The organism is Aminobacter sp. GW821-FHT11F06 (assembly GCF_058808215.1).
Map to the genome: position 1 here is coordinate 63,163 of NZ_JBXARL010000011.1, position 17,102 is coordinate 80,264.

At 62.9% G+C, this 17,102-nt stretch carries 18 protein-coding genes; 11 read left to right on the forward strand and 7 right to left on the reverse strand.

The window, feature by feature from the left end:
* Positions 1 to 283 precede the first annotated feature (283 nt).
* Positions 284 to 979: a thiol:disulfide interchange protein TlpA gene (gene tlpA, locus AC1RTB_RS23290; protein ID WP_492881530.1), complete on the reverse strand. Its 696-nt coding sequence runs from the start codon at positions 977 to 979 to the stop codon at positions 284 to 286.
* Positions 980 to 1,012: 33 nt separating this feature from the next.
* On the opposite strand from tlpA, the gene argH reads away from it, so the two are divergent.
* From argH to AC1RTB_RS23310, 4 genes are all read left to right on the forward strand, one after another.
* Entirely contained in the window at positions 1,013 to 2,413 is a 1,401-nt protein-coding gene (gene argH / locus AC1RTB_RS23295) for an argininosuccinate lyase (RefSeq protein WP_492881531.1), read from the forward strand.
* 71 nt (positions 2,414 to 2,484) lie between these two features.
* Positions 2,485 to 2,688 (forward strand): hypothetical protein, encoded by a 204-nt coding sequence (locus AC1RTB_RS23300; RefSeq protein ID WP_492881532.1) that lies wholly within the window; start codon positions 2,485 to 2,487, stop codon positions 2,686 to 2,688.
* Between the two features lie 31 nt (positions 2,689 to 2,719).
* On the forward strand, positions 2,720 to 3,988 hold the full coding sequence (gene lysA / locus AC1RTB_RS23305; protein WP_492881533.1) for a diaminopimelate decarboxylase: 1,269 nt from the start codon (positions 2,720 to 2,722) through the stop codon (positions 3,986 to 3,988).
* A 153-nt stretch (positions 3,989 to 4,141) separates the two neighbouring features.
* Entirely contained in the window at positions 4,142 to 6,745 is a 2,604-nt protein-coding gene (locus AC1RTB_RS23310; RefSeq protein ID WP_492881534.1) for a TIGR02302 family protein, read from the forward strand.
* 266 nt (positions 6,746 to 7,011) lie between these two features.
* Here the strand turns inward: AC1RTB_RS23310 and AC1RTB_RS23315 are convergent, their stop codons facing one another.
* Positions 7,012 to 7,638, reverse strand: coding sequence for a glutathione S-transferase family protein (locus AC1RTB_RS23315; protein WP_492881535.1), 627 nt, complete (start codon positions 7,636 to 7,638; stop codon positions 7,012 to 7,014).
* A 107-nt stretch (positions 7,639 to 7,745) separates the two neighbouring features.
* Between AC1RTB_RS23315 and AC1RTB_RS23320 the strand changes: the two genes are divergently transcribed.
* Both AC1RTB_RS23320 and AC1RTB_RS23325 read left to right on the forward strand, forming a co-directional pair.
* Positions 7,746 to 7,922: a hypothetical protein gene (locus tag AC1RTB_RS23320; protein ID WP_492943842.1), complete on the forward strand. Its 177-nt coding sequence runs from the start codon at positions 7,746 to 7,748 to the stop codon at positions 7,920 to 7,922.
* 201 nt (positions 7,923 to 8,123) lie between these two features.
* Positions 8,124 to 9,065: a DMT family transporter gene (locus tag AC1RTB_RS23325; RefSeq protein ID WP_492881538.1), complete on the forward strand. Its 942-nt coding sequence runs from the start codon at positions 8,124 to 8,126 to the stop codon at positions 9,063 to 9,065.
* On the opposite strand, the gene AC1RTB_RS23330 is transcribed toward AC1RTB_RS23325, so the two are convergent.
* From AC1RTB_RS23330 to AC1RTB_RS23340, 3 genes are all read right to left on the reverse strand, one after another.
* Complete coding sequence (locus AC1RTB_RS23330; protein WP_492881539.1) at positions 9,035 to 9,433, reverse strand: response regulator; 399 nt, start codon at positions 9,431 to 9,433, stop codon at positions 9,035 to 9,037. The two genes, AC1RTB_RS23325 and AC1RTB_RS23330, sit on opposite strands and share 31 nt — an antisense overlap.
* 66 nt (positions 9,434 to 9,499) lie before the next feature.
* Positions 9,500 to 10,042, reverse strand: coding sequence for a hypoxanthine phosphoribosyltransferase (gene hpt, locus AC1RTB_RS23335; protein ID WP_184773976.1), 543 nt, complete (start codon positions 10,040 to 10,042; stop codon positions 9,500 to 9,502).
* A gap of 9 nt (positions 10,043 to 10,051) precedes the next feature.
* Positions 10,052 to 10,648, reverse strand: coding sequence for a hypothetical protein (locus AC1RTB_RS23340; RefSeq protein WP_492881540.1), 597 nt, complete (start codon positions 10,646 to 10,648; stop codon positions 10,052 to 10,054).
* Between the two features lie 238 nt (positions 10,649 to 10,886).
* Here AC1RTB_RS23340 and ftsE point away from each other — a divergent pair, with 238 nt between their 5' ends.
* The 4 genes from ftsE (at position 10,887) to AC1RTB_RS23360 (ending at position 14,243) form a co-directional block, all read left to right on the forward strand.
* Entirely contained in the window at positions 10,887 to 11,546 is a 660-nt protein-coding gene (ftsE, locus tag AC1RTB_RS23345) for a cell division ATP-binding protein FtsE (RefSeq protein ID WP_492881593.1), read from the forward strand.
* Positions 11,539 to 12,552 (forward strand): cell division protein FtsX, encoded by a 1,014-nt coding sequence (locus tag AC1RTB_RS23350; RefSeq protein WP_492881541.1) that lies wholly within the window; start codon positions 11,539 to 11,541, stop codon positions 12,550 to 12,552. The genes ftsE and AC1RTB_RS23350 overlap by 8 nt, the downstream gene beginning before the upstream one ends.
* Positions 12,553 to 12,635: 83 nt before the next feature.
* Entirely contained in the window at positions 12,636 to 13,349 is a 714-nt protein-coding gene (locus AC1RTB_RS23355; RefSeq protein WP_492881594.1) for a YdcF family protein, read from the forward strand.
* A gap of 105 nt (positions 13,350 to 13,454) precedes the next feature.
* Positions 13,455 to 14,243 carry a lysophospholipid acyltransferase family protein gene (locus AC1RTB_RS23360; protein WP_492881542.1) on the forward strand — a complete coding sequence of 263 codons (789 nt, stop codon included), beginning with the start codon at positions 13,455 to 13,457 and terminating at the stop codon, positions 14,241 to 14,243.
* Here AC1RTB_RS23360 and AC1RTB_RS23365 read toward each other — a convergent pair.
* Positions 14,230 to 15,288: a bifunctional transcriptional activator/DNA repair enzyme AdaA gene (locus AC1RTB_RS23365; RefSeq protein ID WP_492881544.1), complete on the reverse strand. Its 1,059-nt coding sequence runs from the start codon at positions 15,286 to 15,288 to the stop codon at positions 14,230 to 14,232. The genes AC1RTB_RS23360 and AC1RTB_RS23365 overlap by 14 nt on opposite strands.
* 73 nt (positions 15,289 to 15,361) lie before the next feature.
* Complete coding sequence (locus AC1RTB_RS23370; RefSeq protein WP_492881545.1) at positions 15,362 to 15,880, reverse strand: gamma-glutamylcyclotransferase; 519 nt, start codon at positions 15,878 to 15,880, stop codon at positions 15,362 to 15,364.
* Positions 15,881 to 16,036: 156 nt separating this feature from the next.
* Between AC1RTB_RS23370 and AC1RTB_RS23375 the strand changes: the two genes are divergently transcribed.
* Entirely contained in the window at positions 16,037 to 17,035 is a 999-nt protein-coding gene (locus AC1RTB_RS23375) for a DUF2125 domain-containing protein (RefSeq protein ID WP_492881546.1), read from the forward strand.
* Positions 17,036 to 17,102: the final 67 nt, after the last annotated feature.

A 17,102-nucleotide genomic window follows, 5' to 3' on the forward strand; every position in this document is an offset into this window, starting at 1 on the left:
GCGACAACAGTTTTGTAGCGATCGTATGAAGATCGCAATTGGCGCGTTTTGATTTCACTTGCGTTGCAACCTGAAAGGCAACTTTCGCTTTTGCGAAAAACGAAACCGATCTGCCGACAATTGACCGCATCTGACCATCGTGAAATGCCGGCTAACAAAAGGCACAGATCGCCTGGGGCATGCAACAAAAAGGCCTTTCGCGCCTGGAATGCGCGAAAGGCCCTGGATCGATTGTACAATCTGGAATTGCAGCCCGCAAAAACGCGCGTGTGTGGATACCGGCTTATTTGGCCAGCGCGGCCTCGATCAGCTTCTTGGCGTCGGGGCTAGACCATTCGGCCGGGCCGTTCATGTTGGCAAGCAGGCAGCCTTCACCGTCGATCAACAGCGTTACCGGCAGGCCAAGTGCCAGCCCCCGCTTTTTGAGATCGTTGAACACGCCAAGCGTGTTGTCGCGGTAGTAGCCCAGCGAGGAGACACTGATTTCTTCGAGGAATTTCTTGGGCTTGGTGTCGTCACCGGTGTCGACATTGATCGCCACGACCTCGAAATTCTCACCGCCCATCTCGCGCTCCAGCGCATCGAGCGCCGGCATTTCAGCGCGGCACGGCGCGCACCATGTCGCCCACAGATTGACCAGAAGCGTGCGGCCGGCGTGGTCTCCGACCGTCATCGGCTTGCCCTGGGGATCGTTGAAGGCAAGCTTCTTCAGCGACTGCGGCGGATCAGCGGGCAGCATCGCCGCGACGTGGCCTGTGGCCGCTGCGCCGATCGCCTTGGCGGTATCAGCCTTGGCGGCGCACAGCTTGTCGTCGGCGCTGGCTTGCACGCTCGTGTCGGCTGCCACTGTCGGCGACGGCGTCTTGTTGCCAGGAAGGGTGGTGCTGACATATACCGCGACCGCGCCGGCGAGCACGCCCGCAACGGCGGCAATCAGGATATGGCGTGGGGCGGGAAACATTTTTCTGCGGTCCGACATCTACTCAATTTTCTCTGGAGCCCGGTTATCACGATGAGCGACAAGAAGGCCAGTAACCAGATGTGGGGCGGACGTTTTGCCTCGGGCCCGGCCGCGATCATGGAGGCGATCAACGCCTCAATCGGCTTCGACAAGAAGCTGTACGCCCAAGACATCCGAGGTTCCGTTGCCCATTCTGAAATGCTGGCGGAAACGGGCATTATTTCGGCTGCGGATCAACAGAAAATCGCTCACGGGCTGAACACGATCCTGCGAGAAATCGAAGACGGCAAGTTCGCCTTCTCGACCAGGCTCGAAGACATCCACATGAACATCGAGTCGCGCCTGGCCGAACTGATCGGCCCGGCAGCAGGCCGCCTGCACACCGCGCGCTCGCGCAACGACCAGGTGGCGGTCGACTTCCGGCTCTGGGTCAAGGACGAGTTCCATCGTGTCGCCGAAGCGCTGAAGGGGCTGATCGCTGCCTTCCTCGAACGCGCCGAGCAGCATGCGGCAACTGTCATGCCCGGCTTCACCCATCTGCAGACCGCCCAGCCGGTGACCTTCGGCCATCACTGCATGGCTTATGTCGAGATGTTTGCCCGCGACCTTTCCCGCGTCCGCGACGCCATCGAGCGCATGGACGAGAGCCCCCTGGGTGCGGCCGCCCTCGCCGGCACCGGTTTCCCCATCGACCGTTTCCAGACGGCCAAAGCACTCGGCTTCCGCGAACCGACCCGCAACTCGCTCGACTCAGTGTCGGACCGCGACTACGCGCTCGAGTTCCTGTCGATCGCTGCCATCTGCGCCACGCATTTGTCGCGGCTGGCCGAAGAGATCGTCATCTGGTCGACACCGCAATTCGGCTTCGTGCGCCTGTCGGACGGCTATTCGACCGGCTCGTCGATCATGCCGCAGAAAAAGAACCCCGACGCCGCCGAACTGGTGCGCGCCAAGACCGGCCGCGTCAACGGCCATCTTGTCGGCCTTTTGACCGTCATGAAGGGCCTGCCGCTGACCTATTCCAAGGACATGCAGGAAGACAAGGAAGCGGTGTTCGACGCCGCCGAGACGCTCGACCTGATGCTGGCGGCGATGTCGGGCATGGTCGCCGACATGACCATCAACGACCAGGCGATGAAGAAGGCTGCCGGCTCGGGATATTCGACCGCGACCGACCTCGCCGACTGGCTGGTGCGCACGCTGGGCCTGCCTTTCCGCGAGGCGCACCATGTCACCGGCCGCGCCGTGGCGCTGGCTGAGCAGAAGAAGCTAGGCCTGGAAAAGCTTGCGCTCGAAGACCTGCAGTCGATCCATCCCGGCATCACCTCAGATATTTTCTCGGTGCTGTCGGTGCAGAACTCGGTCAAGAGCCGCACCTCCTTTGGCGGCACGGCACCTAGCGAGGTGAAGAAACAGATCCGTTACTGGAAAAAGCGCCTCGCAAAAGCTTGATCGAGCCGGGGTGCAATGACCAAAAATCTCCGCTACAAGCGGCGGGGAAAATTTCTCGGACGGATGGATCGATGACCGCTGGCAAGATTGTGATGACGCTCGGGCTTATCGCTGCGGTCGGCCTGGTTTCGGCCTGTGGGCGCAAAGCCGGTCTCGACACACCCTATGAGGCTGCCGTGCAGGCCCAGAAGGACGCGCAAAAGGCCGGCCAGCCCGTGGCCGCGCCGCAAAAACCGGTCGCGGACAAGCCTTTCATCCTCGACCCGCTGATCTGAGCGGCGCTCTGTTTTTCGAAAGCCTGTTGCCGTGAACCATTTCGACTATCGTGACGGCGTCCTGCACGCCGAAGACGTGGCGCTGACCGACATTGCCCAGGCAGTCGGCACGCCGTTCTACTGCTATTCGACGGCGACCCTGACGCGCCATTTCAACGTCTTTTCCAAGGCCTTCGCCGATCTCGACGCGCTGGTCTGCTACGCCATGAAGGCGAATTCCAACCAGGCGGTGCTGACGACGCTGGCCAGGCTCGGCGCCGGCGCCGACGTGGTCTCGGAAGGCGAGATGCGGCGCGCGCTTGCCGCCGGCATTCCGGCCAAGAAGATCCTGTTCTCAGGCGTCGGCAAGACCGCGCGCGAAATGGACTTCGCGCTGCAGGCCGGCATCTTGTGCTTCAATGTCGAATCCGAACCGGAGCTCGAGCTGCTTTCGGCCCGGGCTGTCGCCAACGGCAAGACGGCCCCGGTGTCGCTGCGCATCAACCCCGATGTCGATGCCAAGACGCACAAGAAGATCTCGACGGGCCTCGCCGAAAACAAGTTCGGCATTCCCCGTCAGCGCGCACGCGAAGTCTATGCGCGTGCAGCCGCCCTGCCCGGCCTCAAGGTTGCCGGCATCGACATGCATATCGGCAGCCAGATCACCGAGCTGCAGCCTTTCGACGACGCCTTTGCGCTTTTGGTCGAGCTGGTCGCCACGCTCAAGGCCGACGGCCATGCCATCGAGCATGTCGACCTCGGCGGCGGACTCGGTATTCCCTACAAGACCGACAATTCGCCACCGCCGCTGCCCGACGCCTATGCCGCGATCGTGCACAAGCATGTCGGCAAGCTCGGCCTCAAGGTGATGTTCGAGCCGGGCCGGCTGATCGTCGGCAACGCCGGCGTTCTGGTGTCCGAGGTCATCTTCGTCAAGGAAGGCGACGCCAAGAACTTCCTGATCGTCGATGCGGCGATGAACGACCTGATCCGCCCGACGCTGTATGATGCCTTCCACGACATCCGCCCTGTGGTGCAGCCACCGGCCAATGCCCCGCGCATGATGGTCGATGTGGTCGGGCCGGTGTGCGAGACCGGCGATTACCTCGGCCACGACCGCGACCTGCCCAGGCTCAAGTCGGGCGACCTGATCGCCGTCAGCACAGCAGGCGCTTATGGGGCTGTACAGGCAGGCACCTACAACACCCGTTTGCTGGTGCCCGAAGTGCTCGTCGACGGCGACCGCTTCCATGTCGTGCGCAAGCGCCAGACCTATGAGGAACTGATCGGCCTCGATTCCCTGCCCGACTGGCTGGCCTGAGACAGGCAGGTCCGGCGTTCCTTGCGCGTCCACCAGGATGTACAGCGCTGTTACTGCGCTTCACGATTGCGTTGGCCGCCTCGCCTTCGCCGTGATTGATGGTATTCTGCCATAGGCAGGTGGGCCGCATCCCGCGCCCAAGCGGAAAGGCCGATGACGGAACGAACCAGATCAGAGCTGCATCGCGACATCAACGCCAGCCTGGGCAGGACGCGCCTGGCCATCGGCGCTGCGATGATCGTCGAGCGCGGCTGGCCGCTGGTGCTGCCGCTGATCGTTGTCGCAAGCCTGTTCGTCTCCCTGTCCTGGCTCGGCCTGTTCCGGCTGATGCCCGACATGGCACGGCTGGCGCTGACCGTTGCCTTCGCCATTGCCGGACTGGCTTCGTTTTACCCGCTGCGCTTCTTCCGCCTGCCTTCATGGGCCGAGATCGACAGCCGCCTCGAACGCGCCAACAAGCTTTTGCACACGCCGGTGCAGGTCCAGACCGATCGCCCCTCGGGCAAGCCTGACCATTTTGCCGACGCGCTGTGGCGCGAGCACCAGAAACGCATGACAGAGCGGCTCGGCACACTTGGCGGCGACCTGCCCCAGACGCGCGTGCCAGAACGCGACCCATGGGCGCTGCGGGCGGCGGCAGCACTGCTGTTTGTCTGCGCCTTTGCCTTTTCATTCGGCCCGATGGGCGGCCGCCTCGGCGATGCCTTCAGGGCGCATGCCGCGCACGACGCGGTTGCCCCGCGCATCGACGCCTGGGTGACGCCGCCGACCTATACCGGCAAGGCGCCGATCTTCCTGACCGCCGATGCCAGCAAGGACATGCCCGTCATCAGCGTGCCCGAAGGCAGTGAATTGTCGCTCCGCGTCACCGGCGGTTCAGGTGAGGAAACGCTCGCTTTCACCGACGCTGCGGGTGCGGCGCGCGACATCGCACCGATGGGCGAGAAAGCCGATGCGGCCAAGCCCGCCGCGACCGGGCCGGTCGCCACCGTCACGCAATTTACCGACAAGCTCGTTGCCGAAGGCAAGGTGACGTTGAAATCCGGCGGCGACGAGTTGGACAGCTGGGGCTTCACCGTCATTCCAGACAACCCGCCGAAGATCAGCTTCGCCGGCGAGCCCAAGCGCGCCGTCAACGGCACGCTGGAACTGACCTACAACATCGAGGACGACTATGGCGCGGCCTCAGCCAAGGGCGAATTCGCCCTTGATCAAGCCCAGTCGCCAAACGCCCGTCCGCTTTATGGCGCACCTGAAATGCCGCTGACCCTGCCCCGTCGCGGCGCGGCCAAGAAGCCGGTCAAGACCACACGCGACCTGACCGAACATGTCTGGGCCGGCGCGCCGGTGACGCTGACGCTGCAGGCGGTGGACGATGCCGGCCAGGAGGCCAAAAGCGAGACCAAGACCTTCATCCTGCCCGAAAAGCCCTTCACCAACCCGCTCGCCCGGGCGGTGATCGAACAGCGGCGGCTCTTGGCGCTCGATGCCAATGCCAAGCCGCGCGTGCTCGATCTGATGGACGCGATCACGCTGCGCCCCGAAGACACGATCGACAATCTTTCGCACTATCTCGCGCTGATGAGCGCGCGCACCCGGCTCAAGATGGCCGGCTCCGACGACCAGTTGCGCGAGGTGGTCAGCTATCTCTGGCAGGTCGCGCTCGGCATCGAGGACGGCAATCTGTCGGCGGCGGAAAAGCGCCTGCGCCAGGCCCAGCAGGCCTTGCAGGACGCATTGGAGCGCGGCGCCAGCGACGAAGAGATCGACAAGCTGATGGCCGAACTGCGCTCGGCGATGGACTCCTTCCTGCGCGAGTTCGCCCAACGCGCCCAGCAGAACCAGAAGTCGGCGCAGTCGCAGCAAGGCCAGGAACTGCGCCAGAGCGACCTGCAGCGCATGCTCGACCAGATCGAGAACCTCGCCAAGTCGGGCAATCGCGACCAGGCCAAGCAACTGCTGTCGCAGCTTCAGGACATGATGAACAACCTGCAGGCCGGCCGGCAGCAGAATAGCCAGCAGGGCCAGCAGAATTCCGAGATGCGCCAGCAGATGGACAAGCTTGGCGAGCTCATGCGGCGCCAGCAGCAGACGATGAACGAGACCTTCCGCATGGACCAGATGCAGCGCGGGCAGCAGCCCGGCGACCAGCAAACCGATCCATTCGGCGACAATCGCGACCCTGGCCAGCAGCAGGATCGCCCGGGGCAGCAGGGGCAAGACCAGCAAGGCCAGGGCCAGCAGGGCAAGCCGATGACCCCGCAGGAATTCGCCGACGCGCTGAAGCAGTTGCAGGAGGGCCAGGGCCAGCTGGAAAAGGACCTCGAAGCGCTGATGAAGGGCCTTGAGGGGCTGGGCATCAAGCCGGGTCAAGGTTTTGGCGAGGCGGGAGACTCGATGAAGCAGGCCGAAGGCGCGCTCGGCAAGGGCGAAGGCGATCGTGCGGTTGGCCATCAGGGCCGGGCCCTGGAAGCGCTGCGCAAGGGCGCCCAGGACATGATGCAGCAGTTGCAGGCGATGCAGGGCGACCAGGGCACCACCGGTGAAGGCGGCCGCCAGCGGAACTCGGGCCGCGACCCTCTTGGCCGGCCGAGCGCCACCGCCGGTCCAGACGATGGCGATACAGTGAAGGTGCCCGATGAGATCGACGTGCAACGTGCGCGCCAGATCCTCGACGCGATCCGCAAGCGCCTCGGCAACGCGCTCAGCCCCGAGCTGGAGCGGAGTTATCTCGAGCGCCTGCTCGAGCTGAAGTAGCCAAGCGCCCGATCCTTCGCGCCCCCCTCTGTCCTGCCGGACATCTCCCCCTCAAGGGGGGAGATCATGCCGTCATCTTGCGCTTCGCGAATCTCCAGCGTCGATAGCTACTTGTTCCGCAAAGATGCAAAGGCGAACCTTGAGGCCGGAGCTGCTGATCTCCCCCCTTGCGGGGGAGATGTCCGGCAGGACAGAGGGGGGTGCGAAGATGCACGACGCTGAAAGTCCTACCCCGCGCTCACACTCAGCTACCGCCCTCCCCACCCTCAGCCCGGAACCATGCCCGCTTCTTGCGCCAGTTCGAAATCTTTCTGGCTGGAGCGCTGGAAGGCGGGCCTTGCCGAAAGCCTGTCGAAATACTCCAGGAAGACCGGCTTTTCAGGCAGGACCTTCATCACGCGGATGCCGTAGTTGATGCCGCCGCCGATCTGCGTGTCGGCCGCCGTAAAACGATCGCCTGCAATGTATGGCCGCGTAGAAAGGGTACGTTCGAGATTGGCGACCATCTCGGTGAACGAACCATAGGAATAGCCGCCGCCCATGAATTCATGTCCGTGCGCCTTGGCGGCCAGAACCGGATCGAACACCGCATCGGCATAGGCGAGCCAGGTAAGGTATGGCCCACGCATCTTGTCGCCGATAGCGGGCGCCAAGCCGGCTTGCGGAAAGGCGTCGCTGAGATAGTTGCAGATCGCCGCACGCTCGGTGACGACCACGCCGTCATGGATGATCGCTGGCACCTTCTTGTTGGGCTGGATCGAACGGTAGTCTTCCGGTGCGCCGCCCGGCGCGCGAATGTTCACCTTCTCGATCTGGTAGGGCACGCCGAGCTCTTCCAGAAGCCACAGGATCGTTGATGAACGAGACCAGGGAGCGTGGTAGAAGGTGATCATGCTTTCTCTCCTTTTTTATGGCCCCCAAAACTAGCACGGCGCTCCTGACAGCAGTTTGTCAGGAGTAACATCAGGATATTCGATTGGGCCAGCGATCAGTGGTGCTGATGGAAAACATCGCCGATCGCATCGGCCATGATGTCGACGGCTTGGCTTTTGGCGCGCGGAATTGGAACACCACGCCTGTTGTACAGATCTGGCCAACACCGGACGCCTCGATCATCCGCGGCAATTGTAGGACTGTCATGATTTCAATTCGCTTGCATCGTTTCAAAAGCCGATGAATAGTCTGGTTACCCATTGGAAGGTGGCCGTCAGATGCGGCTACGGACTGGTAAGTACCGTCCTCACTTTCACCCGCCGCGACCTTCACGGCGGGTATTTTTTTGGCTGGCCCAACAGGAGGCTGCGACAAGCGCTCTCGCCTGGCTCCGACCCAAGATAGAACTGACAGACGACCTCATACGACAGGCCACGCCGACCTCATGCAGAATAGAACGCTTCTCGGCATCCTGTGCCTCTGCCTGGGCGTGCTGGTGTTTTCGATCCAGGACGCGCTGATCAAGGCGGTTGCCGGAACCTATCCGGTCAGCGAGGCGCTGCTGATTCGCGCCATGGTGGCGCTGCCTATCCTGCTTGTGATGGTGCATCGCGATGTCGGCCTGGCAGCGCTCGCCTCGCCCAACTGGCGTTTCCTCGCCACGCGCTCATCGATCCTGTTCATTTCCTACTGCGCCTATTATCTGGCGATCCCTGCCCTTCCGATCGCCGATGCGGCTGCCCTGTTTTTCCTGGCGCCCTTGCTGATCATGACAATGGCCGGCCCCTATCTTGGCGAACGGGTGCCGTGGCAGAGCCTTGCCGCAGGCGCTGTCGGGCTGCTCGGCGTCATCGTCATGGTCAATCCGGGGTCTGGCGTTTTCGAATGGGCGGCATTGTTGTCGCTGGTCTCGGCGTTTCTCTACGGATTCTCGCAGTTGATGGCGCGCAAGATCGGCGTCACCGAAAGTGCCACGACAATGGCCTTCTATCAGAACGCCGCCTATCTCATCGGCGCGGTGGTGATCACGGCGATCTTCTCGGCAACGGGATTCCACAAGACCGGCCACCCAAGCCTCGATTTCCTGATGCGGCCATGGGTCTGGCCGAGCCTGCGCGACTTCCTGATGATGGGCGCCTGCGGCGTCATTGCCGCTGTCGGCATGGTGCTGCTCGGACAGGCCTACAGGCTGACGCCAGCCAACAAGGCTGCGACGTTCGAATATACCGGCCTGCTGTGGGCGCCGCTGTTGGGCTTCTTGTTCTTCGCCGAAATCCCCGGCAGCGGCACCGTTGTCGGAGCGCTTTTGATCGTGGGTGCGGGTATCTTCGCGCTCAATGCCGGCGGACGGGCGCCTCAGGCAGCGCCGGCGAGTGCCACCGACTGATTCGTCCTTGCCAGCGCCAACGAGACGCGGTCGCGGATATCAGCGAGCGTGAACGGCTTTTGCACGACATCGATGATGATGGCGTCGAGCTCTTCGGCGCGCTCGCGCTGGTCGGCATAGCCGGTCATCAACAGGATCGGCAGGCCGGGATAGGAGCGGGCTGCCGCCTGCGCCATCTCGATGCCGTCCATCTCCGGCATGCGGATGTCGGAGACGACAAGGTCATAGATGCCGAGCTCGGCATGGATGCAGTCGAGCCCCTGCGCGCCATCGCAGGCGACATCGACTTTATGGCCGGCGCGTTCGAGCGCGCGGGCAGCGAGGGTGCGGACGGACTCGTCGTCCTCAACGATCAGAAGTTTTGCCATGCCGCGATATTTGCCGCGACAGGTTGACGATTTCTGAAGGTCGAAGACCGGAGGCGTCAAAAAAACTCAAGCTTCGCCTTTGACCACACCGACGAAAGGCAGCTCGCGGAAGGCGTGCGCCACGTCCATGCCGTAACCGACGACGAAATAATCCGGGCAGTCGAAACCGACATAATCGGCATCGAGATCGGTCTTGCGGCGCATGCGCTTGTCGAGCAGCACGGCGATCGAGCAGCTCTTGGCGCCGCGCGACATCATCAGCTCGCGGGTGAATTTCAGCGTCTTGCCCGATTCGAGGATGTCATCGATCAACAGCACGTCGCGGCCGGCGACCTCGTTATCGATATCCCGCAGCACGCGGACCTCGCCGCTGGTCGTGCCGGCGCCGTAGCTGGAGATGAAGATGAACTCGACTTCCGGCGACAGGCCGACATCGTGCATGGCGCGGATCAGATCGGCGGCGAAGATAAACGAGCCCTTGAGCACCGAGATGACCAGAAGGTCGGTGTAATCGTGCGCCGCGATGTCCTTGGCGAGCTCGAGATTGCGCCGTGCGATCGCCGAGGCGGAGAACAGCACTTCGATTTCCTTGTCGCGCACAACTGGCATGACAGCATCCTATTCCGAGAAAGCGACCGTGACGGTCTTTATCCCGTTCATAGGCACGTCGAGCCGGCTCGAAAAGGCCCATCTTGCGCCGGGAGCCACCGCAACAGCCCCCGTCCCCAGCCTGTAGCGCAGGATTTTGCCGTCATTTCCGGCCACTGCGATGTCGATCGGCGGCAAGGATGCGGGGCTTTTGCCGTCATTGAACGCGGCACCATCGACAAGCAGCACCGGCTTGCGGCCGGAGCTGTCGATGCGTGAAATGACGTCAGCGATGCGCAGTTCCTGTGCCTGCCAGGACAGTGGAAACGCTGCCGCACGCACGATGGCGTGCCCACCCGACACCCAGAATGTCATTGCCGCCAATGAGATACCGGCAACCCAGAAGACCGGCCCGCCACGCCCGGAGCTCGCGTCAGCAGCCATGCGAGCGGACCGCAGCATCTCCATTCCGCCCACGTCTGCCGCCTGGTTGGCGAAAGCGGGCTGGTCGACAGATGATTCGTTGGCGGGCTGCGAGGGCGTCACGACCTCGAAATCGGCGTCGATAATGTCGGCTGGAACCACACGCGACGGCTGGGCGAATGTGTCGCGGCCTTCCGCGGTCATGATTTCGCCGGAAACCGGGCGTGCTTTCCGCTGCTCAGCCATCAGACCCCTTAGACATTTTGCTGAGAGGGGGTAAACGGAAATGGTTAATGCTTCGCCACCGAGGGACTTTCGCGCCTCGCCCCGGACGGAAACTTAACCGTCCGTTAACCATGCGGACCCATGGTCGTCTCTTAGAAACGGGCGGCCAGGGTCCCGATGAATCTCAGTGGATTCGCAAGTTCAAGGTCTGCAGCACGTGATCCGCTTCGAGAATGTCGGCCTCAGATACGGAATGGGACCGGAGATCCTGCGTGACATCTCCTTCCACATTCCCGAGCGCTCGTTCCAGTTCCTGAGCGGGCCATCGGGTGCGGGCAAGACCACCTTGCTGCGTCTGCTGTTTTTATCGCTCAAGCCGACGCGCGGGCTGATCAGCGTCTTCGGCAAGGACCGCTCGCGCATTACCCGCGCCGAGCTGCCTTTGATGCGCCGGCGAATCGGCGTGGTGTTCCAGGATTTTCGCCTGCTCGACCACATGACCACCTACGAGAATGTGGCGCTGCCGCTGCGCGTGCGTGGCCGCGAGGAAGCGAGCTACCGCACCGACGTCACCGAACTGCTGAAATGGGTCGGCCTGGGCGAACGCATGCATGTGCTGCCGCCGGTTTTGTCTGGCGGCGAAAAGCAGCGCGCCGCAATTGCCCGCGCCCTGATCGAGCAGCCCGAGATCCTTTTGGCCGACGAGCCGACCGGCAATGTCGATCCGCCGCTCGCCCGGCGCCTGCTTCGCCTGTTCATCGAGCTCAATCGGCTTGGCACCGCCGTGGTGATCGCCACCCACGACCTCGGGCTGATGGACCAGGTCGACGCCCGACGCATGATTCTCGCCGGCGGAAAGCTCGACATCTATGACTGAAGCCCCCGCCGACGACCGCGCTCACGACGAAGAGTTCGAAGACGAATTCGAAGATGCGCCGCTGCAACAGCAGCCGCCACGGGCGCAGCGCAAGACCGCCCCCATCGTGCCATCGCAGAACGTCGCCGGACGCGCGCTGGTGCTGGTCATCGCCATCATGACCTTCCTGTCGTGCCTGACACTCGGCGCGGTGACGCTGGTGCGCGACACGGCCTCGGTGTGGGAAAACCAGATTTCGCGCGAGGCAACGATCCAGATCAAGCCAGTCGAAGGGCTCGACATGGAGGCGGCATTGGAGACCGCAGCCCGCATCGCCAGCGAGTTTGCCGGCGTCAGCAGCACGAAGATCGTTGACCGCGAGGCTACCGCCCGCCTGCTCGAACCCTGGCTTGGCTCTGGCCTCAACATCGACGAATTGCCGGTGCCGCGGCTGGTGATCGTCACCATCGACGAAAACAACCCGCCCGATTTTGCCGCGATACGCCAGGCGATCACGCCGAAAGTGCCGACCGCCACGCTCGACGACCACCGCACCTGGGTCGATCGGCTGGTGGCGATGGCGCGTACCACTGTGACCATCGGCACCGGCGTGCTGGTGCTGATGCTGGCCGCGACCGTGCTTTCGGTGGTGTTTGCGACACGTGGCGCCATGGCTGGCAACGGCCACATCATCGAGGTGCTGCATTTCGTCGGTGCCGAGGCCGGCTTCATCGCCTCCGAATTCCGCCGCCACTTCCTGTTGACCGGCATGAAGGGCGCGGCCGCCGGCGGTGTTGCCGCGGTGATCGTCTTCATCGTCTTTTCCTGGTGGTCGTCGCGCAATCTGGCGACCCCGGAAGCCGACCAGGCAACCGCTTTGTTCGGCAACTTCGCCATCGGCGCCAACGGCTATCTCGGCGTTGCCGTGATTGTCGCGGTGATCGGTGGGCTGACCGCCGCCACCTCGCATTTCACTGTCGTCAGCTATCTCGGCGACATCGATGCGCACCAGCCGGACGGGTTGTAGTCACGGATGATTTCAAACCGTCATAGAATGTGCATAAATAGGCTCTGCAAAAGCCGCAATCCCTGCTTAACCATGGTTTCGTGATGGGACAGAACGCGCTCGCCGCATCGGGGACGGTTTCAGGAACGAAATTCTACCCGGCCAGGCTTAAGCCGCGCCGGAGACTAGTTTTTTTGCGCCGCATACTGTTCATCCTGGTTGCCGCAGCCTTTATCTTCACTGGGGGCTTCGCCCTTTTTGCGACTCACGTCAGCGGCTTGACCACCCCCGCCGACCCCGCCAAGGCCGACGCCATCATCGTTTTGACCGGTGGCCAATCACGAATCGACGCTGCCCTTGGCCTGCTCAAGGCCGGCAAGGGCCAGCGCCTGCTGATCAGCGGCGTGCATCCTTCGGCAACGCGGCGCCAGCTGCAGCTCGCCACGCGCGGCGACAAGGCGCTGTTCAACTGCTGTGTCGACATCGACCGTGCGGCGCTCGACACCATCGGCAATGCCGAGGAAAGCGCCAAATGGGTCGAGGGTCATGCCTATGAGCGCGTCATTCTGGTCACCAACAACTATCACATGCCGCGCAGCCTGCTGGAGATGGGGCGGCTGCTGCGCCACGCCAGCCTGGAGCCCTACCCGGTCGTCAACTCCAGGCTCGACGACGGCATCTGGCTGACCAAACCCGAGGCATTCCGCGTGCTGTTCACCGAATACAACAAGTACCTGCTGGCTCTGGCGCGCGGCATCGTGCCGATCAAGCCGTCGGCTGACAGCGAGCTTGTGGAGCAGGCCCAGGCAGCCGAATAAGGCCAACCCTGCCCTAAAGACGCCAACAGCCGCCACGCGCCGTTTTCCTTTTTGGACGGCTTGGTGTAACCAACGGCAAAATCCGTCCTCAGGCGCTCCTCAACAATGCTCTATATCCGCTCGCTGGCGTTCAACTTCGTCTTCTATGTCAGCCTGGTCGTCCAGATGATCCTGTGGACGCCCTACTACTTCCTGTCGCCGCGCCATCGCGCCTGGTTCGTGCCGAAATTCTGGGCGCGCACCAGCCTTTGGCTGCAAGAAAAGATCGCCGGCACCAGGAGCGAAGTGACCGGCATCGAGAACCTGCCCGAGGGCTCGTTCATCCTGGCGCCCAAGCACCAGTCGTTCTGGGATGCGATCGCCTTCTTCCCCTATCTTCGCGATCCGCTTTACATCCTCAAGCGCGAGCTGATGTGGATTCCGTTCTTCGGCTGGTACATCGCCAAGATGAAGATGATCCCGGTCAATCGCGGCAAACGCTCGGTGGCGCTCAAGGCGGTTGTCGTTGCGACCCGCAAGGAGATGCAGAACGACCGCCAGCTGATCATCTATCCCGAGGGCACCCGCCGCGCGCCAGGTGCCGAGCCGGCCTACAAATGGGGCATCGCCGAGCTCTATTCGGCACTCAACTTGCCGGTTGTTCCGGTCGCCCATGTCGCCGGCCTGTATTGGCCGCGACGCAAGTTCCTGCGCTTCCCCGGCACCATCAAGGCACGTTTCCTGCCGCCGATTCCAGCTGGCCTGGACAAGGAAGAGTTCATGAGGCGCCTGATCACCGAGACCGAGGCCGCCTGCGACGAATTCCTGATCGAGGCAGCAACGTCGAAAAACCCACCCGCCATGCCGCCAACGGCGGTAAAGCGGCTGAAGGAATTGGGCGTTACCGTCGGCTAGCCAGCCGCCGCTCATGTTCAAGCAGCCAGCGCTTGCGCCAGAGGCCGCCGCCATAGCCGGTGAGGTCGCCGCTGACACCAACCACGCGATGGCAAGGAATGACGATGGCGATCGGGTTGGCGCCATTGGCGCGGCCAACCGCACGCACAGCAGGCGGATTGCCGATATCGGCCGCGAGGCCTGAATAGGTGGCGGTGGTGCCGACCGGAATCTGCCGCAGCCCATCCCAGACTTGACGCTCGAAGGCCGAGCCTTGTGGCGCAAGCCGGGCGGCGAAGCTTGACGATTTTCCCGCGAAGTAATCGCCAAGTTCAGTCGATATCTGGTCGATAGGTGCGGCGCGACCAAAGACGATGGCCGAACCTGTGGCGGCCTGCAGCTTGGCGACTTCGGTCGCCAGCGCCTTTCGTTCCAGAAATTCGAGGATATGCAGCGCATGCGCGTCGGCAATCGCAATCATCGGGCCGATCGGGGTTTCGATCCAGTCGGCCTTGAGCATGGTCTTGCCGCGCAGTTTGGCCGGGGCTTCGCCGAGCATCCTTGTGATCGCCGCGCGAAATCCGCTGCCTGAATCGAAACCTGCATCGATCTGCGTGTCGATGACGCTGTCGCCTGATGCCAGACGCTCGGTCGCCTGGCCGAGGCGCCGCAGCCTCGCCATTTCGAGGAAACTCATGCCGAAGCGCTTCTTGAAGGCGCGCCTCACCGTCGAGGCATCGAAGCCCATGGCGATAATGTCGGTTTCCAGCCACCGCCGCTCCGGATCGCTGTCAAGCGCATCGACGAGTGTTGCCACAAGCGGTTCCGGTTCGCCGGTGCCCATCATCGGACGGCAGCGTTGACAGGGGCGAAAGCCGGCATGCAGGCATTCGGCCGTGGTGTCGAAGAACTGCACGTTTTCGCGCCTGGGCTTCCGTGCGGCACAGGTAAGCCGGCAGAAGATGCCGGTTGTTCGCACACCGACATAGGCAAAGCCGTCGTAAGCCGCATCGCGCGCAATGAGGGCGTCATAGAGCGTATCGTCGTCAGGGCGTTGGAAAAGCATGACGAATCCTTAGCGCGAGTCCACGCCGAGTGCCGCCGAAAAACGGGCGTTGATTTCGCCTCCTGACATCGCACTATTTGCCGACAAGCCGTGCCACTTCTTCCAGCCAGTGGTCGCGAATGCCGAGCGCGCGCAAATGCTCGACTGTGCTTGCGACATAATCCTCGTTGCGGCCGGATTGCCCGACCGCTCCGGTGACGATCTCGGCGGCATGTGCCGCGTCGAGATTGCCGGCATATTGGTGGTGGCTGCGGTCGGCGATGTAGCAAACTGCCTGTACCTTCTCGCCATGGTCGAGCTGTACGGCAAGCGAGCGCTCGAGATAAACGCTGGTGACAAGCTCGCGCTCGCGCAGATAGGCGAGCACCTCGCCACTGAGATCGCCAGGGACGCGAAAAGCGAGGCCGACGCATGAGCCGCCACGGTCGAGGCCAAGCACCAGGCCCGGCCGCTGCTCGGTGCCACGATGCACAAAGGAGCGGATGCACAGCGAGCGGCGAAAGCCCATCAGCCGGGCGCGGCGCGTCTCGATATGCGCAAAACCTGGCCGCCACATCAGCGAGCCATAGCCAAAAACCCAAAAATCGCCCATATCGCCAAGCCTGTTGGTGTTTCGCGGGTTTCCCGCTTACAGCGCCGCGCGTCCTATCGGACGCGCAAAGGACGCTGTAACACTTTGAATCTGTGCATGATCCTTTCTGAAAATCGGTTACGATTTTCGGCGTCATGCACTAACGAGAGCCCGAGCATGACGTCAAGCCAAGAACCAAAACCGAACTACAGCCGCCGTTTCCTGTGGCTCGGACTTTTCATCGTGCTTTTGTTCGGCGGCTACAGCGCCGGTTGGTTCTGGTTTGCCGGAAAGGCCGAAAACGAGGTCCGCAAGGCGATCGCCGGCTTGAGCCGCGACGGCGTGTCGGTTGAATGCGCGGCCCCTACGATCAAGGGCTTTCCGTTCCGCATCGGACTGTTCTGCGACAGGCTGGACTATGAGGATTCCGCCCGCAGGATTTCCGCCAGCGCCGGCAACCTGCGCACCGCAGCCCAGATCTACCAGCCAATGCGCACCGTTCTCGAACTCGACGGGCCGCTGCGCATAACCGCGCCTGACCTGCCCCAGCTTCAGTTCAACTGGGACCTCCTGCACGCCAGCGCCCGCATCGCCAATCCCCTACCCGAGCGGATTTCGGTGGAAACGCGCAAGCTGAGCGGCCAGGCCGCCTTCAGCGACGGCGCACCGACACCGCTGTTCACGGCCGAGGAAACCCAGACGCACCTGCGTCCGAACGGTACCAACCTCGACCTGGCCGGAACCTTCACCGGGCTCGCCATCGACCCAGAGGCGATCGATGGCCGCACACTGCCCAGGCTCGACGGCAGCGCCGACACGACGCTGAACAATGGCGTTGCCCTTGTGACGAGCAGGCAGCCTGTCTTGCGCGGCCAGTCGGGCACGATCCGTTCGATGACGCTGACATCAGGTGGCAGTGCTGGTGTGGCACTCAGCGGCCCATGGTCGATCGATACCGACGGGCTGGTCGACGCAGACCTGAAGGTGATTGTCCAGAACCCGCGCGAACTGTCGCGCATCCTGTCGGATGTCATCCCCGAGCAGCGTCAGCAGATAGGATCGGTGTTTTCAGGGCTTGCCTTGCTCGGCGACGCCCCGAGCCTGCCGCTGAAGATCGTCAAGGGCAAGGCGACGCTCGGCTTCATTCCGCTGGGGATGGTGCCGGCGGTGAAGTGAGTAGTGAGGGCAGTATGGCAGTAGGGGAATAAGGCAGTAAGGACTGTGCCCTGAGGCAGCGGGCGGA